A 16,214-nucleotide genomic window follows, 5' to 3' on the forward strand; every position below is an offset into this window, starting at 1 on the left:
GGATGCAGCAGGAGCGCGCCCCCGGTCAGCGGGACTGCTGGGCCGGCACCCCGCGGGAGACCGACTCGTCCTCGACCGCCGGGGCGGCGGCCACCGCGGCGCCCGTGAGCGAAGCCAGCATCTCGCGCACGTTGGTCAGCTGCGCGTTGATGGAGTCGCGGCGGTTGGTGAGGGCGGCCAGCTCGCGCTCCGACTCCGAACGGATCCGGTCGGCCTTGGCGTTGGCGTCGGCCACGATGTCCTCGGACTGGCGCTGCGCCGTCTCCACGGTCTGGCGGGCCCGGCGCTCGGCGTCCGTGCGCAGCTTCTCCGCCTCCAGGCGCAGCTGCTCCGCGCGGTGCTCGATCTCCGCGAGCCGCTTCTCGGCCTTGGCCTGACGGGAGGCCAGGTCGCGCTCGGACTGCTCGCGGCGCTTGGCGAGGTTCGTCTCGAAGTCCGCGGCGGCCTGCGCGGCCTTGGCGCGGGTCTCCTCGAACAGGGCGTCGGCCTCGTCGCGCTTGGACTGCGCGTCCTTCTGCGCCTCGGAGCGCAGCTGGGAGGCGTCGCCCTTGGCCTTCTCGACGATCCGGACTCCCTCGTCCTCGGCCTTGGCCTTGCGCTCCGCGGCGTACGACTCCGCGTCGTTGCGCACCTGCTGGGCCGAGGACTCGGCCAGCTCGCGGTGCTGCTCGGCCGCGCGACGGGCCTCCTCGCGCAGGTCCTTCGCCTCTTCCTCGGCGAGCCGCAGGATCTTCTCGACCCGGGCGCCGAGACCGGCGTACGACGGCTCTGCGTCGTTGACCTGGGCCTGGGCGTTCTGGGTCTCGAGGTGGAGCTCCTCGATGCGCTTTTCCAGAGCGGTGATGCGGGAGTGAGCGCTGTCACGGTCGGAGACGAGCTTGGAGATGCGTTCGTCCACCTGAGCGCGGTCGTACCCACGCCGCACAAGCTCGAAGCCGTAGGGGGAAGTGTCGCTCATGGGGTTCCTGTCGAAAGAGACCGGGTGAGGTGATAGAGGGAATCCTAGGCGCCAATGCGGTGTGTCATCGAGCGGATGCACGTTTGGTACGGAGAATGACACCTCTTTTGAGTGGCTGACCCGCGGATGGCTTGCCAAAGTTCTGGTCAACGGTTCCGTCCGGACCCGGCCAAAGATCTCCAGCAGACACCGAATCCGCCCCGGATGCTAGTTGTCTGACGACTTGCCACCCGAACGTGGGGCGCCCACCGTCGCTCCGGCCTTCACCCCGTTGTCCTTCGCGCCCCCGGGCGCCTCGAACGACTCCAGTGCCTCCAGGACGTCCTGCACCCGGGAGATCTCCGCGTTGATGTCCTCGCGGCGCCGCACCAGGACCTCCAGCTCGCGCTTGCCCTCGTCGACCGTGGCCCGGGCCTCGCGGACCGCCTCGGCCTTCAGCTCCTCGGCCTCGCGGACCAGGGTGGCCTTCTTCTGCTCGGCCTCCTTGAGCAGCCCCTCGGCCTTCTTGACGGCGGCGATGCGCACCTTGCCGGCCTCGGAGTTGGCCTCCGACACCAGCTCCTTCGCCTTCGCCTCCGCCTTGCCCAGCTGCTCCTCGGCCGCCTTGATGAGCGCGTCGCAGCGGTCGCCGGCCGACTTCATCGTCTCGGCGGCCTCGCGGCGGGCCCGCTCGTGCAGCTCCTCGATCTCGGAGGTGAGCCGCTCGCGCAGCTCCTCCGCGCGCTCCCTTATGGCGGTCGCGTCCCGGCGGGCGCCGACCAGCAACTCGTCCGCGTCCGTACGGGACTTCTCCACCCGGGTGTTCCCCTCGACCGTCGCCTCCTGGACGATCCGGTCGGCCTCCGAGCGGGCCGCGCCGACCATCGTGTCGGCCTGCGACTCGGCGTCCGCGGTGGTCTTCTGGGCCTGCTGCTGCGCCTCGGTGAGCAGCTTGTCGGCCTCGGCGGTGGTCTCCGTGATGAGCGTGTCGACCTGCTCGGCCGCCTCCGAACGCCGCTTGTTGGCGTCCTTGCGGGCCTCGTCGAGGGTGCGCTCGGCCTCCTCGCGGGCGGCCGCGGTGACCCGCTCGGCCTCCGCCGCGGCCTCGGTCCGGACCCGGTCCGCCTCGGTGCGGATCCGCTCCGCGTGCTGCTGGGCGGAGCCGACGGTGTCGGCGGCCTCGGCCCGCAGCCGCTCGGCCTCCCCGGTGGCGTCCGAGACCAGCTGCTCGGCCCGGGCGTTCGCCTCGGCGCGGACGCGCTCGGCCTCGGCGGTCGTCTCGGTGCGCAGCCGCTCGGCCTCGGTGGCCGCCTCGGTCCGTACCCGCTCGGCCTGGCTCGCCGCCTCGGTGGTGACGCGCTCCGCCTCGCCGAGGGTCTCGGTCCGCAGCCGGTCGGTCTCGGCCGCCGTCTCCGTGGTGAGCCGCTCCGCCTCGGCACGCGCCTCCGTGATCAGGGTGTCCGCCTGCGTCGCCGCGTCGGACCGGATGCGGTTGGCGTCCTCGCGGGCGTCCGCCCGGGTCCGCGACGCCGACTGCTCGGCCTCGGCGATGGTGTCGGAGGCCTCGGTGCGCACCCGCTGGGCGTGCTCGGAGACGTCCGCGCGGATCCGGTCGGCCTCCGTGATGGCCTCGGACACGGTCCGCTCGGCCAGCGTCTTGGCGGCCTCGCTCTCCTCCCGCGCCTCGCGCCTGAGGCGTCCGGCGTCCTCGCTCGCGCGCTCCCGCTCCGCGTAGGCGTCGGCGCGGACCCGGTCCGCCTCCTCCTCGGCCTCGTGCCGGGTGCGCTCGGCCGCGTGCTCGGCGGCGCTGCGCAGCCCGGTGATCTCCTCCTGGGCCTGCTCGTGCAGCCCGGCGACCGACTCCCGGACCTGCGCCGCGTGCTGCTCGGCGGCCGACACCATCTCGGTGGCGCGCCGGTCGGCCTCCTCGACCAGCCGGACCGCCTCGGCCTGCGCCTCCTCCACGCGGTTGCGCGCCGAGGCCAGCAGCTCCTCGCTCTGCTCGCGGGCCTGGGTGCGCTCCTGGTCGGCCTCCTGCCGGGCGGAACCGAGCAGTTCCTCCGCCTCGCGGCGGCGCCGGGCGGCCTCCTCCTGCGCGGCGGCCAGCGCCTCGGACGCCTCCGCGGCGATGCGCTCGGCGGCACTCTGCGCCTCCGCCCGCACCCGGTCGGCGCTCTCCTGCGCCTCCGACTTCAGCCGCTCCGCCTCGCTGGACGCCTCCGAGCGCAGCCGTACGGCGACGGCCTCGCCCTCCGCGCGGGAGGCGGACGCGTCCGCGGCGGCCTCGGTGCGCAGCCGCTCGGCCTCCGTCTCGGCCTGCTGCTGGAGCGTACGGATCCGCTCGGCGGCCTCGGTGCGCAGCCGCTCGCTCTCCTCGGCGGCCTCGCGGCGGATCCGCTCGCCCTCCTCGCGGGCCCCGGACAGCGCCTCCTCGGCGGCGGTACGCCGCTCCTCGGCCTCGGTGTGCAGCCGCGTCAGCTCCTCGGCGGCCTCCGCCTGCCGGGCCTCGACGGCGCGCTCGGTCTCCTCGCGCAGCTCCCGCGCGGCCCGCTCGGCCTCCGCCTGGAGCTCCTCGACGCGCTCGGCGGCCTCCGTGCGGTGCCGCTCGGCCTCCGCGCGGGTGCGCTCCAGCGTCTCCTCGGCCTGCCGGCGCAGGGTCGTCGCCCGCTCGATGGCCTCGGCACGGACCTTCTCGCCGTCTGCCGTCGCGCTCTGCCGCAGCTCGTCCGCGTCCGCCTTGGCCTTGGCGAGCAGCTCCTCCGCGCTCTTCGCCGCCTCCTCGATCTGCGCCACGGCCTCCTTGCGGGCCTCGGCGCGGATCTTCTCGCCCTCTTCGACCGCGTCCGCCCGCAGCTGCTCGGCCTCGCCGCGCAGCCGGCGCGCCTCCTCCTGCAGCTCGACCGTCTTGGCGCGGTACTCCTTGGTGTCGTCCTTCGCCGCGCCCTTGAGCTGCTCGGCGATGTCGTGCGCCTCGCCGCGCAGCCGGTCCGCCTCGGCCTCGGCCTCGGTGCGGATCCGCTCGGCCTCCTCGGTGGCGGCCTTCGTGGTGCGCTTGGCGTCCTCCGACGCCTTGTTCAGCACGTCCTCGGCGGTCTTGGCCGCCTTGGACAGCTGGGTGGCCGACTCCTCGGCGGTGATCGTGCGGGCCTTCTCGGCGGCCTCGGCGACGATCCGCTCGGCCTCGGCACGGGCGTCCGCGACCACCTGCTCGGCCTCGGACCGGGTGCTCTCCGCGTCCTTGGTCGCCTCGCCGACCAGCCGGGCGACCTGCTCCTTGGCGGTACGGGTGCGCTGCTCGTTGGTCGCCTCGGCGCTCGACAGCGCCTTGGCGGCGGCCTCCTCGGCCTCGGCGACCACCTTCTCGGCCTCGGCCTGCGCCTTGCGCAGCGCCTCCTCGGCCTCCGACATGCGCTGCTCGGCGGCCCGGCTCAGCTCCTGGACCTCGCGCCGGGTGGACTCCGACTCGCTGGCGGTGGAGCTGCGCAGCTGCTCGGCGTGGTCGGTGGCCTCCTGCGCCTGCGTGGAGGCGGCGTTGAGCAGCCGCTCGGCGTCGGTACGCGCCCGGCGCAGGATCTGCTCGGCCTCGGTGCGTGCGCTCTCCGCGTCGCTCCGCAGCCGCTGGCGGGCCTCGGAGGTCAGCCGCTCCGCCTCCGCGCGGGCCGCGGTCATGGCCTGTTCGGCCTCGGCACGGGACTCGTCGAGCAGACGGCGGGCCTGCTGCTCGGTGCGGGCGCGCAGCTGCTCCGCCCACGCCACGTTCTCGTTGACGTGCGACTCGACGGTCTGCCGGCGCTCGGCCAGCTCCTGGTCCAGCTGCTGGCGGCGGGTCACCGCCTCCTGGTGCAGCTCGGCCTGGAGCCGGGCGGCCTGCTCGGCGTGCTCCTGGAGGATCCGCTGGGTCTGCGCCCGGGCCTCGCTCAGCTCCCGCTCCGCGTCGGCGCGCAACTGGTCGGCCTGCGTCTGCGCGTTGCGCAGCAACTGCTCGGCCTGGTACCCGATGTCGCCGCCGTCGAAGGCGGGCCGGGACATGATGGTGCGCCGCGCCTCGTGCAGCTTGGCGCGCAGCACCTCGACCTGGTAGCCGAGGTCCTCGGCGTGCTGGATCGCCTTTTCCCGCTCGGTCTTCAGCCGCTTCATCTCGGCCTCGAACCGAGAGAGGTGGTCGACGTCAGCCGCCGGCTCTCGCTCCTGGCTCTCGTAGCCCCGCACTGCGCGGTCCCATCCGTCCCCTGGTCGCAAATCTTCCCGAACGAGCTCCGTCCGTCCGCCGGACGGTGCCCCCGGGGAATGGTGTCAGATCAACGGCGGAGCATGTGCTGCTGCCCCGTCGCCGACCCCCCGAAACACGACCCCGGCGGTCCCGGCGCCCAGGGCGACAGGACCGGGTCACCCTGGACTGAGCGGCGACCGCACCCAACCCTACCGGCCCATATGTACGAGGGTCAGTGCTCAGGTGACTCAACGGCCGCCGAAGTGACCAGTTCTGTCAGTACGCCATGGCAGTCCTTGGGGTGCAGGAAGGTGATCCGCGATCCCATCGAACCGCGCCGGGGCTCGTCGTACAGAACGCGTACGCCCTTCTCCCGGACGTCCGCGGCGTCCGCGTCCACGTCCGCGGTGCCGAACGCGATGTGGTGGACGCCCTCGCCGTTCTTCGCGAGCCACTTGCCGACCGCGGAGTCCTCGCGGGTCGGCTCGAGGAGCTGGAGGTAGGAGGCACCGCCGTCCGAGGTCTCGTTGATCTTGAGCATGGCCTCCCGGACACCCTGTTCCTCGTTGACCTCGGTGTGGAACACCTCGAAGCCGTACGTGGCACGGTAGAACTCGACGGTGGTGTCGAGGTCGCGGCAGGCGATTCCGATGTGGTCGATTCGCGTCAGCATGGATTCAGTGCAGCGCTCCGGGGGTGGTTACGCAACGTGCGCGCGATCACACCGACCGCCGGGTGACGGGGGGCATACCGCTCAGTACATTCGAGTAAACCCTCGTTCACTCCGCGGCCTGTGCGGGCCGGAAAAGGGGATCGCAGCCCATGTCTTCCACAGCTTCTGGTACGAACGGCACCACGTCCGTCATCGTCGCGGGTGCCCGCACCCCGATGGGGCGGCTGCTCGGCTCCCTTAAGTCCTTCTCCGGGGCCGACCTCGGCGGCTTCGCGATCAAGGCCGCCCTCGACCGCGCGGGGATCGGCGGCGACCAGGTCCAGTACGTGATCATGGGGCAGGTGCTCCAGGCCGGCGCCGGGCAGATCCCCGCCCGCCAGGCCGCCGTCAAGGCCGGCATCCCCATGAGCGTCCCGGCGCTCACGATCAACAAGGTCTGCCTCTCCGGCCTCGACGCCATCGCACTCGCCGACCAGCTCATTCGCGCGGGTGAATTCGACGTGGTCGTCGCCGGCGGCCAGGAGTCCATGACCAACGCCCCGCACCTGCTGCCCAAGTCCCGCGAGGGCTACAAGTACGGTGCGGTCGAGATGATCGACGCCATGGCCCACGACGGCCTGACCGACTCCTTCGAGAACATCGCCATGGGCGAGTCCACGGAGAAGCACAACACCCGGCTCGGCATCGAGCGCGCCGCCCAGGACGAGATCGCCGCCCTGTCCCACCAGCGCGCCGCCGCCGCCCAGAAGAACGGCCTCTTCGAGGCCGAGATCACCCCGGTCGAGATCCCGCAGCGCAAGGGCGACCCGGTCCTCTTCAGCAAGGACGAGGGCATCCGCGGCGACACCACCGCCGAGTCGCTCGGCAAGCTCCGCCCGGCCTTCGTCAAGGACGGCACCATCACCGCGGGCTCCGCCTCGCAGATCTCCGACGGCGCCGCGGCCGTGGTGGTCATGAGCCGGGCGAAGGCCGAGGAGCTGGGCCTGGAGTGGATCGCGGAGATCGGCGCGCACGGCAATGTCGCGGGACCGGACAACTCTTTGCAGTCGCAGCCGTCGAACGCCATCCAGCACGCCCTGAAGAAGGAGGGCCTGGAGGTCGGCGACCTCGATCTCATCGAGATCAACGAGGCGTTCGCCGCCGTCGCCGTCCAGTCAATGAAGGACCTCGGCGTCTCCACCGAAAAGGTGAACGTCAACGGCGGTGCCATCGCCCTGGGCCACCCCATCGGCATGTCCGGCGCCCGCCTGGTGCTGCACCTGGCGCTGGAGCTGAAGCGGCGCGGCGGCGGGGTCGGCGCGGCGGCGCTGTGCGGCGGCGGCGGCCAGGGCGACGCGCTGATCGTGCGGGTGCCCGGCGCCTGAGCGCGCGGTACGGCTGAGAACGTAGCGAAACAGAGCTGAGCGGAGCTGAACGGAGCTGTGATGCAGGACGTCTCCTCACTGGTGGCCCAGGCCCGGGAAGGCCGGCCGCGGGCCGTGGCCCGGCTGATCTCCCTGGTGGAGGGGGCGTCCCCGCAGCTCAGGGAGGTCATGGCGGCCCTCGCGCCGCTCACCGGCAATGCGTACGTCGTCGGTCTGACCGGCTCCCCGGGCGTCGGCAAGTCGACGTCCACCTCGGCGCTGGTGACGGCGTACCGCAAGCAGGGCAAGCGGGTCGGCGTCCTCGCCGTCGACCCGTCCTCCCCCTTCTCCGGGGGCGCGCTGCTCGGCGACCGCGTCCGGATGTCGGAGCACGCCTCCGACCCCGGCGTCTACATCCGCTCGATGGCGACCCGCGGCCACCTCGGCGGACTCGCCTGGGCCGCGCCGCAGGCGATCCGCGTCCTGGACGCGGCCGGCTGCGACGTGGTCCTCGTCGAGACGGTGGGCGTGGGCCAGTCGGAGGTCGAGATCGCCTCCCAGGCCGACACCTCCGTCGTCCTCCTCGCCCCCGGCATGGGCGACGGGATCCAGGCGGCCAAGGCCGGAATCCTGGAGATCGGCGACGTCTACGTCGTCAACAAGGCCGACCGGGACGGCGCCGACGCCACCGCGCGCGAGCTGAACCACATGCTGGGCCTCGGCGAGGCCCGCGCCGCCGGCGACTGGCGGCCGCCCATCGTCAAGACGGTCGCCGCGCGCGGCGAGGGTGTGGACGAGGTCGTCGAGGCGCTGGAGAAGCACCGGGCGTGGATGGAGGAGCGGGACGTGCTGGCCGAGCGCCGCCGGGCCCGTGCGGCGCGCGAGGTCGAGACCATCGCCGTCACGACGCTGCGGGAGCGGATCGGTGACCTGCACGGGGACCGGCGGCTCGGGGCGCTGGCGGAGCGGATCGTCGCGGGGGAGCTGGATCCTTACCGGGCGGCGGACGAGCTGGTGGCGGGGCTGACCCAGGGCTGACGGAGGGTGAGCGGCTCGGGGCGGCTGTCCGGGGTGGTTTCGTTCGCCCCCGCCGCCCCTTCCCTTCCCGACCCTGGGGGCTGCGCCCCCAGACCCCCTTCGGCCTGAACGGCCTCGTCCTCAAACGCCGGACGGGCTTGGACAAACGGCCTCGTCCTCAAGTGCTCGACGGGCTACAGTGACCCGCATGTTCCTCCTCTTGGCATAGGGCCCGCCCCCTACGCGACCGCCGCATCCGGCCGTCGCGTGCCTCGGCGTCCCCTGTTGCCACTCTCTGAGGAACTTTCGCGTGTCCACGCCCTCTTCGCGGCCCTCGTATGCCGCCGTGCTCCGTGTCCCCCATGCCCGCCGCACGTTCGCGGCCGCCCTCGTCGGGCGGCTGTCCTACGGCACGGTCTCCCTCGCCCTGATGCTGTCGCTGACCCGGTCCACCGGGTCGTACGCCGTGGCCGGGCTGGTCATGGCCCTCTTCGGCGCGACGAGCGTCTTCCTGTCCCCCTACCGCGCCTCGCTCGTCGACCGGCACGGTCCCCGCCGGGCCCTGCTGCCCATGGCCCTGCTCTACGCCGCCCTGCTCTGCGTGCTGGCGGAGGTCTGCCGGCGTCCGGGCACACCCGAGGCCGTCCTCGCGGTGACCGCCGCGCTCGCGGGTGCCTGCACGCCCCCGCTCGGCCCCACGATGCGCGCGGTGTGGGCGCGACTGCTGCCCGACCGTGCCCTGCTCCAGCGTGCCTACAGCCTGGACGGCGTCGCCGAGGAACTGCTCTTCGTCTCCGGCCCGCTCCTGGTCGGCGCCCTCGTCGCCGTCGCCCCGCCCGTCGCGGGCGTCGTGCTCAGCGCGGCGCTGGTGGCGGCCGGCACCCTCGCCTTCGTCACCTCACCGATGACCGCCGCGCCCGGTCCGGACGGGCGGCAGAAGAACGACGGCCCCGCTCCGAAGGGCCGTGCCGACGGACAGGTCCGGGCCCTGCTCCAGCCCGTCGTCGTCGCGGCGGCCGTCGGCGTCTCGGTCAGCGCCGTCGATCTCCTCGTCGTCGCCTACGCGGGGGAGCGGGACCTCGGGGACGGCGCCGTCGCCTGGGTGCTCGCGGCGCTGTCCGTGGGCAGCGCGGTCGGCGGTCTCGTCAACGGCGCCGTCGCCTGGAACTCGCCCACCCGTGCCCGGCTCCCGTTCTTCGCGGTCGGTCTCGGCCTCTGCCTCGCCGCCGCGGGCCTGGCGCCCGGCCTCGGCACGCTGATCCCGGCGGTCATGTGCGCGGGCCTGTTCGTGGCCCCGGCCCTGACCACGGCCTACCTGATCGCCGACGAGGGCGCGGCGCCCGGGTTCCGGGTCCGGGCGGGCGCCTGGTGCAACACCGCGGTGAACGCCGGGGGTTCCGCCGGGGCCGCCGCCGTGGGGCTGCTGGTGGAACGGCTGCCCCTGCCGGTGTGCTTCGCGGTGTCCGGCGCGGTCGCCGCGGCGGCGGCGCTGGTGCCGGGGCACCGCCGCGGGGGGTCCGCCCGTCGGTCGGGGCTGATCAGTCGTCGTCGGAGTCGTCCGAGTCCTGAGAGGCATCCGAGTCGTGTGAGCGGTCGGCCGTGACCTTGCCGGTCTTCGGGTCGACCCGCCAGTCCTGCTCGCCCTTGCCGGAGGTGTGCGTCTCGACCTCCCAGGCGGGCTTTCCGTCGCCGTAGTGGCCGTCCTCGTCCAGTTCGACGGAGGTGACGGTGCCGTGTCCGGCCGCCGCCTCCGCGGCCTGTGCCGCGTCGACGGAGGTGCCCTTCAGGGCCGCGCGCACCTCGGCGGTGTCGTCCTCGTCGTCCTTCTCCGAGCCGAGGACCTTGCCGGTGGCCGGGTCGACCCGGACGCTGTGCCAGGTGCCGTCGCCGGAGAGGACGTCGACCTCCCAGGCCGCGCGCTCCCGGCGGTCGTCTCCGCCGTCGTCGGAGTCGTCCCCGTCGTCCCCGTCGTCCCCGTCGTCCTCGTCGTCCAGTTCGGCGGAGACGGCGGTGCCCGGGGTGTCCGCGAGCGCTGCGGCGACGGCGTCGGCCGCCGTCACCTTCGCGGAGGCGGCACGGGCAGCGTCGTCGTCACGGGCCGCGTCGTCGGCACGGTCGTCGGCCTCGTCCCGTACCCCGCCGTCGTCCGACACGCTCACGTCCGCGCGGGGCGCCGTGCCCCGGTCGTCGTCCCCCGTCGTCGCCAGTGCCGTCGCCGTACCGCCTCCGACCAGTGCGGCGGCGGTGACGGCGGCGATCACGATGTTGCGCTTCATGCGGTTTTCCTCCGAGTCGGCAGAGATCATCCAGAGTCCGGCGGTTTCCGGTGACTTCACTGTCGCGGACCGACGCTGAGGCCAGGCTGAAGCCGCCTGAAGGGATCTTCAGCTCGGCTTTGGGACCCTCTACACATGCGCCCACCCGTCGCCCACCACCACCCTGCCCGAGGCGCTTCGCGCCGCCCCTCTCGATTCTTGATCGTGGAGGACGAGAAGCGCCTCGCCGTGTCGCTCGCCAAGGGCCTCACCGCGGAGGGCTACGCCGTGGACGTCGTCCACGACGGCCTGGAGGGACTGCACAGGGCGGGCGAGGGCGCGTACGACCTCGTCATCCTCGACATCATGCTGCCCGGCCTCAACGGCTACCGGGTCTGCGCCGCCCTGCGCGCCGCCGGGCACGACGTGCCGATCCTGATGCTCACCGCCAAGGACGGCGAGTACGACGAGGCCGAGGGCCTGGACACGGGCGCCGACGACTACCTCACCAAGCCCTTCTCGTACGTCGTCCTCGTCGCCCGCGTGAAGGCCCTGCTGCGGCGGCGGGGGCAGGGCGCCGGGGCCTCGCCCGTGCACGTCCACGGCGACCTCAGGGTCGACACCGCCGCCCGCCGGGTCTTCCTCGGCGAGGACGAGGTCACCCTCACCGCCAAGGAGTTCGCCGTCCTGGAGCAGCTCGTGGTGCGGGCCGGGCAGGTGGTCTCCAAGGCGGAGATCCTCGAGCACGTCTGGGACTTCGCCTACGACGGCGACCCCAACATCGTCGAGGTGTACGTCAGCGCGCTGAGGCGCAAGCTGCGTGCCGGGCTCATCCGGACCGTGCGCGGCGCCGGCTACCGGCTGGAGACCGGGCGGTGAGCCGCCTGTTCGCCTCGGTGCGGGCCCGCGCCACGCTCGCCGCGACCCTCGTGGTCGCCGTCGCCCTCGTCGCGGCCGGCAGCGCCGTCCTGCTGTCCCTGCGCTCCAACCTGCTCGGCGAGGCGGGCACCCAGGCGGAGCGCTCGGCGCGGGACGTGGCGACCTCGCTGGCCGTCGGCACGCGGTACACCGAGCTGAACCTGGACGACGACGACCGCCCCGTGCAGGTCGTCGACGAGGCGGGCACACTGGTCGCCGCCAGCGAGGACCTGGAGCGGATCACCGGTACCGGAGTCGACGCGGTGACCCCGCAGCCGTCCGCCTCCCCGAGCGACGACGGCGACGACGACGATGACGACTCCGGCGAGTCGCTCGAAGCCGGTGAGATCGGCGAGCCGGCCACCGTCGGCGACGGCACCGCGACCGTCGACGGCGACACGGAGGACTACCGCTTCGTCGCGGTCCCCGTGGAGACCCGGGGCGGCGACCAGCTCACCGTGTACGCCGGCGCCCCGCTGTCCGCCGAACACGGGGCCGTGAACACCGCGCTGACCGTCATGCTGATCGGCTTCCCGCTGCTGCTCGCGGTCGTCGCGTGGGTGACCTGGCTGGTCACCCGGCGTGCGCTGCGCCCGGTGGAGGGCATCCGGCGGGAGATGGCCGCGATCACCGCCAGCGAGGACCTGGCCCGCCGCGTCCCGGTGCCCGGCACCCACGACGAGGTGGCCAGGCTCGCCACGACCACCAACCAGACGCTGGCCGCGCTGGAGTCCTCGGTGGAGCGGCAGCGCCGGTTCGTCGCCGACGCCTCGCACGAGCTGCGCAGCCCGATCGCCTCGCTGCGCACCCAGCTGGAGGTGGCCGCCGCCCACCCCGAGCTGCTGGACCTGGACGGCGCCGTGGAGGACACCGTACGGCTCCAGCGGCTCGCCGCCGACCTGCTGCTGCTGGCCAGGCTGGACGCGGGGGAGCGGCCCGCCGACGCGCGGGTCGACCTGGCGGCGCTGGCGCGGGAGGCGGCCGAGGGCCGTGCGGGGGTGAGCGTGCACGGGGACGCCGCGGTGAACGTGGCCGGATCGCGGGGGCAGCTGGGGCGGGTGCTGGCCAATCTGCTGGACAACGCCCAGCGGCACGCCCGCTCGGCGGTGGAGGTGACCGTGCGGCGGGACGGGGAGGCGGCGGTGGTCGCCGTGGCCGACGACGGCGAGGGCGTGCCGGCGGCCGACCGGGAGCGGATCTTCGAACGGTTCGTACGGCTCGACGCCGCCCGCAGCCGCGACGACGGCGGGGCCGGTCTCGGGCTGGCCATCGCCCGCGACGTCGCCGTACGGCACGGCGGCACGCTCACGGTGCACGACGCGCCGGCAGGCGGGGCCCTGTTCGAGCTCCGCCTGCCGGGTGAGCGTGCCTGAACGGCTCAGGGGGTCGTGATCAGGGACGTCCCCGCTGCCCGCGCAGGTGTTCCGCGATGGGCTTGAGCGCCTTGTCCAGCTCCGTCAGGTCCTCGGGAGCCAGCAGGTCGATGAAGTGCCTGCGGACGGAGGCCACGTGGTGCGGTGCGACCTTCCGCATGGTCTCCAGGCCGTGCTCGGTGAGGACGGCGAAGAGCCCGCGGCGGTCGGACTCGCAGTTCTCCCGCCGGACCAGGTTCGCGTTCTCCATGCGGGTGATCTGGTGGGAGAGGCGGCTCTTGGACTGCATCGTGGCGGTGGCCAGGTCGCTCATCCGCATTCTGTCGCCCTCCGACTCGGAGAGGTTCACCAGGATCTCGTAGTCGTTCATTGTCAGGCCGAACGGTTGCAGGTCCTTCTCGAGCTGGTGCGTCAACAGCCTGTTGACCTCCAGGTGGGTGCGCCAAGCACACTGCTCCGTATCGGTCAGCCAGCGAGTGGCCGTCTCGGTCTCCATGAATGAAGTCTACCTAAAATGTTGAAAGGCGAACTAGTGAGGGGTTTTCCGTGGCGGTGACGGTGCGCACGCGTTCGATGTCACACTCCGCAGATTACCGCTCACAGCCCGAAGCGGCGCTGGAGGTCCCCCAGCTGTCCGGGAAGCCCCGGTACCCCCGAGCGGCCGCCCTGCGCTCCGGAAGCGCCGCCTCCGGGCACGCCGGCCTGCTGCGGCGGAGTCCCGACGGCCTGCTCCGCCATGAGCGCCTCGCTCGACTGGAGCAGCACCGTGCCCGCCCCCACGAACTCGAACTGGTGCTCCTCCCCGGAGGCCCCGCCGAGCCCCGTCATCGCACGTAGACCGCCCAGTAGGCCGGTCATGTACCCGTGGTCGTAGTGGTGGCACGGGGACGGGCAGTCCGCCCAGCCGACCAGGGCCTGCGGGTCCACCCGGATCGGCGGTTCCATGAACACCACCGGACCGTTGGACGCGGCCACGAACTTCCCGGTTCCGATCAGCGTCAGGAAGCCCGGCACGATCGACTGCTTGAGTGCGAGGCTTGGCTGAAAAGCGAGCAGATTGCCCGAGCGAATGGTCAGGTTGCCGTCCTCGAGGTCGTACGAATTCACGTCGAAGGCCCGGTCGGCGAGGAGCATCTTGCCCGAGCCCTCCGCCACGACCCAGTCGCTCGCGTGCAGAGGCGAATGGAACGACGTGCGCACCAAACGGTCCAGCCGGCCGTGCCCGATCCCGTTGAAATCGATCGTCCCGTAGTAGGCGATCATCTTCCCCTTCTGGAGGAACCACTGGCTCCCCTTCAGCTCCACGCAGAAGGTGTACGCGTTGACGTTGTCGTCGGCCGGCAGCGTCGCCGGGTCGTGGTGGACCGTGCTCACAGCTTCTCCTCGGACGCCTGGACGAACACCGTGCCGCTGCCGCTCAGCTCCAGCTGGAACGCCTCGCCGGAGCCGCGTCCCACCATGTCCCGCCAGCCCAGCGCCGTGGACAGCTTGTTGCGCACGTCGCCGTGGTGGGCGACGTAGGCCTGCGGGTCGACGCGCACCGGGCGCTGGGGGGTGATGGGCACCTCGAAGACGCCCCCGTGGGCCATCACCGCCACCGAGCCGTGCCCCTTGAGGGACGTGGTGAACAGCCCCTGCCCGCTCACCTGGCCCCGCACCATGCCCATGACCCCGCCCTGGGAGCCCAGGAACACGGTGCTCTGCTCCAGGGTGCCCTCGAAGGCGAGGAGACGGTCCGCCTCCACGTACAGGGTGTCGCCCGACAGGCTGATCACCTGGACGTGGTGGCCGCCGTGCCCGAAGAGCACGGTGCCGCTGCCCTCGACGGTCATCAGCGGCGTGTCCTCGTTCGCCACCCGGCGGCCGATCATCGACATGACGCCGCCCTGCCCGCCGCGCAGATTGGGGGTGAAGGACACCTCGCCCTGGTAGGCGAGCATCGCCCCGCGCTGACTGAACAGCCGCTGCCCCGGCGCGACGGTCGCCCGGACCATCTTGGAATTGATCTCCTCGAAGGCCATCTCACACATCCCCCGCGATCGTGTTCCGCTCGCTCGGCTGCACGTACACCAGCCCGTCGCCCTCGAAGCGGATCTGGAAGGCCTCCCCGCCGCCCTCGCCGAACAGGGTGCGGAAGGTCACACCCGACTGGAAGGACTGCCGCAGGTTCCCCTGGTGCGCGACGTACGCCCCCGGGTCGACGGTCAGCGGGTACTGGGCGCTGACCCGCAGCACCACCGCGGGACCGTCGGACATGATCGCCGCCTGCCCGTGCCCCTCGATCGTCGTGGTGAACAGCCCGTTGCCCTGTGAGGCGCCGCGGGTGCCCGTGAAGCTCGTGCCGGTGCGCAGCCCGGCGTCGGCCGCCAGGAAGTTGCTCGACTCGACGTACAGCTTGTCGCCCTGGAGGGCCACCAGCGTGATCTCCGAGGCCCGGTCCGCGAACCAGCAGGTCCCCTGCCCCCTCACCTCCATCACCGTCATCTGCTCGCCGGTGATCCGCCGGGTCACCATGCCCCGGATGCCCTCACCGCCGCCGCTCAGCTTCTTGAAGGCCATCTCCCCGTCGTACGCGACCATCGAGCCGTTCTTCGCCTTCACGGCGTCTTGGGTCATGTCGACGGCGAGGACCTTGCTGCCTTGAAGTCGGAACATCGCCACGTGGTGAAAGTAGCCCCGCCACGGGTGGACAGAACAGGGCCCACGGGTGGAGAACGACCCTGAGTCCATCCCTTGGGGCATTGTTTGCCACAATGGCCGAACGATTGTGCTTCCGTTCACAAGGCGGACCGCACACCGCCCGCGCCGTCGGCGCATCCCTCCCTTCCGAAGGTGACCCGTGGACCTCAAGACCGCCACCGCCCTCCGCCGCCTCCGCCTGGTATCGGCCCCCGAGGCGATCTCGTTCCTCCTCCTGCTCGTCTGCTCCGTCCTGAAGCGGACCACCGACTTCAACGCGGTGCCGGCGATGGGCATGATCCACGGCGTCCTCTTCGTGCTGTACGTGATCTTCTGGGCCGACGCCTGGAACCGCGCCAAGTGGCCGCTGAAGACCGCCGCCCTCTACTTCGTCCTCTCGGTCCTGCCGACCGGCGGCTTCTTCGCCGACCGCAAGCTCAAGCGCGAGGCCGAGACCGCGGTCATCGCCTCCCGCGCCCGCCAGGAAGGGGTCGTGGGCGCATGATCGTCGCCTTCTCCGTGACGCCGCTCGGCGTCGGCGAGGACGTGGGGGAGTACGTCGCCGACGCCGTCCGGGTGGTCCGCGAGTCCGGGCTGCCGAACCGCACCGACGCGATGTTCACGTCCGTCGAGGGCGAGTGGGACGAGGTCATGGACGTCGTCCGGCGGGCCGTCGCCGCCGTCGAGGCGCGCGCGCCGCGGGTCTCCCTGGTCCTCAAGGCGGACATCCGCCCCGGCGTGACGGACGGCCTCACGTCCAAGGTCGAGACGGTCGAGCGCCACCTCGCCCCGTGACCGTGCCGGCGGGC

General features: G+C 72.6%; 15 protein-coding genes. 7 read left to right on the top strand and 8 right to left on the bottom strand.

Annotation, left to right across the window (positions count from 1 at the left end; translation table 11 throughout):
* Window positions 1-25: 25 nt before the first annotated feature.
* From Sco07f_RS28900 to mce, 3 genes are all read right to left on the bottom strand, one after another.
* Complete coding sequence (locus Sco07f_RS28900) at window positions 26-958, bottom strand: coiled-coil domain-containing protein (protein WP_007444714.1); 933 nt, start codon at window positions 956-958, stop codon at window positions 26-28.
* A 207-nt stretch (window positions 959-1,165) separates the two neighbouring features.
* Window positions 1,166-5,146 (bottom strand): polarized growth protein Scy, encoded by a 3,981-nt coding sequence (gene scy, locus Sco07f_RS28905; protein ID WP_108989597.1) that lies wholly within the window; start codon window positions 5,144-5,146, stop codon window positions 1,166-1,168.
* Window positions 5,147-5,379: 233 nt separating this feature from the next.
* Complete coding sequence (gene mce, locus Sco07f_RS28910) at window positions 5,380-5,820, bottom strand: methylmalonyl-CoA epimerase (RefSeq protein ID WP_007444716.1); 441 nt, start codon at window positions 5,818-5,820, stop codon at window positions 5,380-5,382.
* Window positions 5,821-5,969: 149 nt separating this feature from the next.
* On the opposite strand from mce, the gene Sco07f_RS28915 reads away from it, so the two are divergent.
* The 3 genes from Sco07f_RS28915 (at window position 5,970) to Sco07f_RS28925 (ending at window position 9,783) form a co-directional block, all read left to right on the top strand.
* The gene (locus Sco07f_RS28915) at window positions 5,970-7,184 is read left to right on the top strand and encodes an acetyl-CoA C-acetyltransferase (RefSeq protein ID WP_108989598.1); all 1,215 of its coding nucleotides are present in this window, start codon (window positions 5,970-5,972) and stop codon (window positions 7,182-7,184) included.
* A 60-nt stretch (window positions 7,185-7,244) separates the two neighbouring features.
* Window positions 7,245-8,201, top strand: coding sequence for a methylmalonyl Co-A mutase-associated GTPase MeaB (gene meaB / locus Sco07f_RS28920; RefSeq protein WP_007444724.1), 957 nt, complete (start codon window positions 7,245-7,247; stop codon window positions 8,199-8,201).
* A 289-nt stretch (window positions 8,202-8,490) separates the two neighbouring features.
* The gene (locus Sco07f_RS28925; protein ID WP_108989599.1) at window positions 8,491-9,783 is read left to right on the top strand and encodes an MFS transporter; all 1,293 of its coding nucleotides are present in this window, start codon (window positions 8,491-8,493) and stop codon (window positions 9,781-9,783) included.
* Here the strand turns inward: Sco07f_RS28925 and Sco07f_RS28930 are convergent.
* Window positions 9,719-10,456, bottom strand: coding sequence for a PepSY domain-containing protein (locus tag Sco07f_RS28930; protein ID WP_108989600.1), 738 nt, complete (start codon window positions 10,454-10,456; stop codon window positions 9,719-9,721). The two genes, Sco07f_RS28925 and Sco07f_RS28930, sit on opposite strands and share 65 nt — an antisense overlap.
* Window positions 10,457-10,591: 135 nt before the next feature.
* Between Sco07f_RS28930 and Sco07f_RS28935 the strand changes: the two genes are divergently transcribed.
* The gene (locus Sco07f_RS28935; RefSeq protein WP_051005844.1) at window positions 10,592-11,314 is read left to right on the top strand and encodes a response regulator transcription factor; all 723 of its coding nucleotides are present in this window, start codon (window positions 10,592-10,594) and stop codon (window positions 11,312-11,314) included.
* Window positions 11,311-12,726 carry a sensor histidine kinase gene (locus Sco07f_RS28940; protein WP_054098987.1) on the top strand — a complete coding sequence of 472 codons (1,416 nt, stop codon included), beginning with the start codon at window positions 11,311-11,313 and terminating at the stop codon, window positions 12,724-12,726. The genes Sco07f_RS28935 and Sco07f_RS28940 overlap by 4 nt, the downstream gene beginning before the upstream one ends.
* A 19-nt stretch (window positions 12,727-12,745) precedes the next feature.
* Here the strand turns inward: Sco07f_RS28940 and Sco07f_RS28945 are convergent, their stop codons facing one another.
* The 4 genes from Sco07f_RS28945 to Sco07f_RS28960 form a co-directional block, all read right to left on the bottom strand.
* Window positions 12,746-13,222 (bottom strand): MarR family winged helix-turn-helix transcriptional regulator, encoded by a 477-nt coding sequence (locus Sco07f_RS28945; RefSeq protein WP_003973592.1) that lies wholly within the window; start codon window positions 13,220-13,222, stop codon window positions 12,746-12,748.
* 101 nt (window positions 13,223-13,323) lie between these two features.
* Window positions 13,324-14,100, bottom strand: coding sequence for an AIM24 family protein (locus Sco07f_RS28950; protein ID WP_007444718.1), 777 nt, complete (start codon window positions 14,098-14,100; stop codon window positions 13,324-13,326).
* Window positions 14,097-14,747: an AIM24 family protein gene (locus Sco07f_RS28955; protein WP_007444719.1), complete on the bottom strand. Its 651-nt coding sequence runs from the start codon at window positions 14,745-14,747 to the stop codon at window positions 14,097-14,099. The genes Sco07f_RS28950 and Sco07f_RS28955 overlap by 4 nt, the downstream gene beginning before the upstream one ends.
* A gap of 1 nt (window position 14,748) precedes the next feature.
* A complete protein-coding gene (locus Sco07f_RS28960) occupies window positions 14,749-15,381 on the bottom strand; it encodes an AIM24 family protein (protein ID WP_042825207.1) in 633 nt (210 codons plus the stop codon).
* A 184-nt stretch (window positions 15,382-15,565) separates the two neighbouring features.
* Here Sco07f_RS28960 and Sco07f_RS28965 point away from each other — a divergent pair, with 184 nt between their 5' ends.
* Window positions 15,566-15,910, top strand: coding sequence for a DUF3817 domain-containing protein (locus Sco07f_RS28965; protein ID WP_007444730.1), 345 nt, complete (start codon window positions 15,566-15,568; stop codon window positions 15,908-15,910).
* A complete protein-coding gene (locus Sco07f_RS28970) occupies window positions 15,907-16,200 on the top strand; it encodes an MTH1187 family thiamine-binding protein (protein WP_003973587.1) in 294 nt (97 codons plus the stop codon). The genes Sco07f_RS28965 and Sco07f_RS28970 overlap by 4 nt, the downstream gene beginning before the upstream one ends.
* The last annotated feature ends 14 nt before the right edge of the window (window positions 16,201-16,214 follow it).

The sequence above is a fragment of the Streptomyces coelicoflavus genome (genome assembly GCF_003112555.1).
In the GTDB taxonomy this organism is placed as follows: Bacteria; Actinomycetota; Actinomycetes; order Streptomycetales; family Streptomycetaceae; genus Streptomyces; species Streptomyces coelicoflavus.

Bases quoted from the DNA above. Each gene is read 5' to 3' on its own strand.
- Sco07f_RS28945 (WP_003973592.1), bottom strand. From the start codon at position 13,222: ATGGAGACCGAGACGGCCACTCGCTGGCTGACCGATACGGAGCAGTGT.
- Sco07f_RS28900 (WP_007444714.1), bottom strand. From the start codon at position 958: ATGAGCGACACTTCCCCCTACGGCTTCGAGCTTGTGCGGCGTGGGTAC.
- Sco07f_RS28930 (WP_108989600.1), bottom strand. From the start codon at position 10,456: ATGAAGCGCAACATCGTGATCGCCGCCGTCACCGCCGCCGCACTGGTC.
- Sco07f_RS28960 (WP_042825207.1), bottom strand. From the start codon at position 15,381: ATGTTCCGACTTCAAGGCAGCAAGGTCCTCGCCGTCGACATGACCCAA.
- mce (WP_007444716.1), bottom strand. From the start codon at position 5,820: ATGCTGACGCGAATCGACCACATCGGAATCGCCTGCCGCGACCTCGAC.
- Sco07f_RS28955 (WP_007444719.1), bottom strand. From the start codon at position 14,747: ATGGCCTTCGAGGAGATCAATTCCAAGATGGTCCGGGCGACCGTCGCG.
- Sco07f_RS28915 (WP_108989598.1), top strand. From the start codon at position 5,970: ATGTCTTCCACAGCTTCTGGTACGAACGGCACCACGTCCGTCATCGTC.
- meaB (WP_007444724.1), top strand. From the start codon at position 7,245: ATGCAGGACGTCTCCTCACTGGTGGCCCAGGCCCGGGAAGGCCGGCCG.
- Sco07f_RS28970 (WP_003973587.1), top strand. From the start codon at position 15,907: ATGATCGTCGCCTTCTCCGTGACGCCGCTCGGCGTCGGCGAGGACGTG.
- Sco07f_RS28935 (WP_051005844.1), top strand. From the start codon at position 10,592: ATGCGCCCACCCGTCGCCCACCACCACCCTGCCCGAGGCGCTTCGCGC.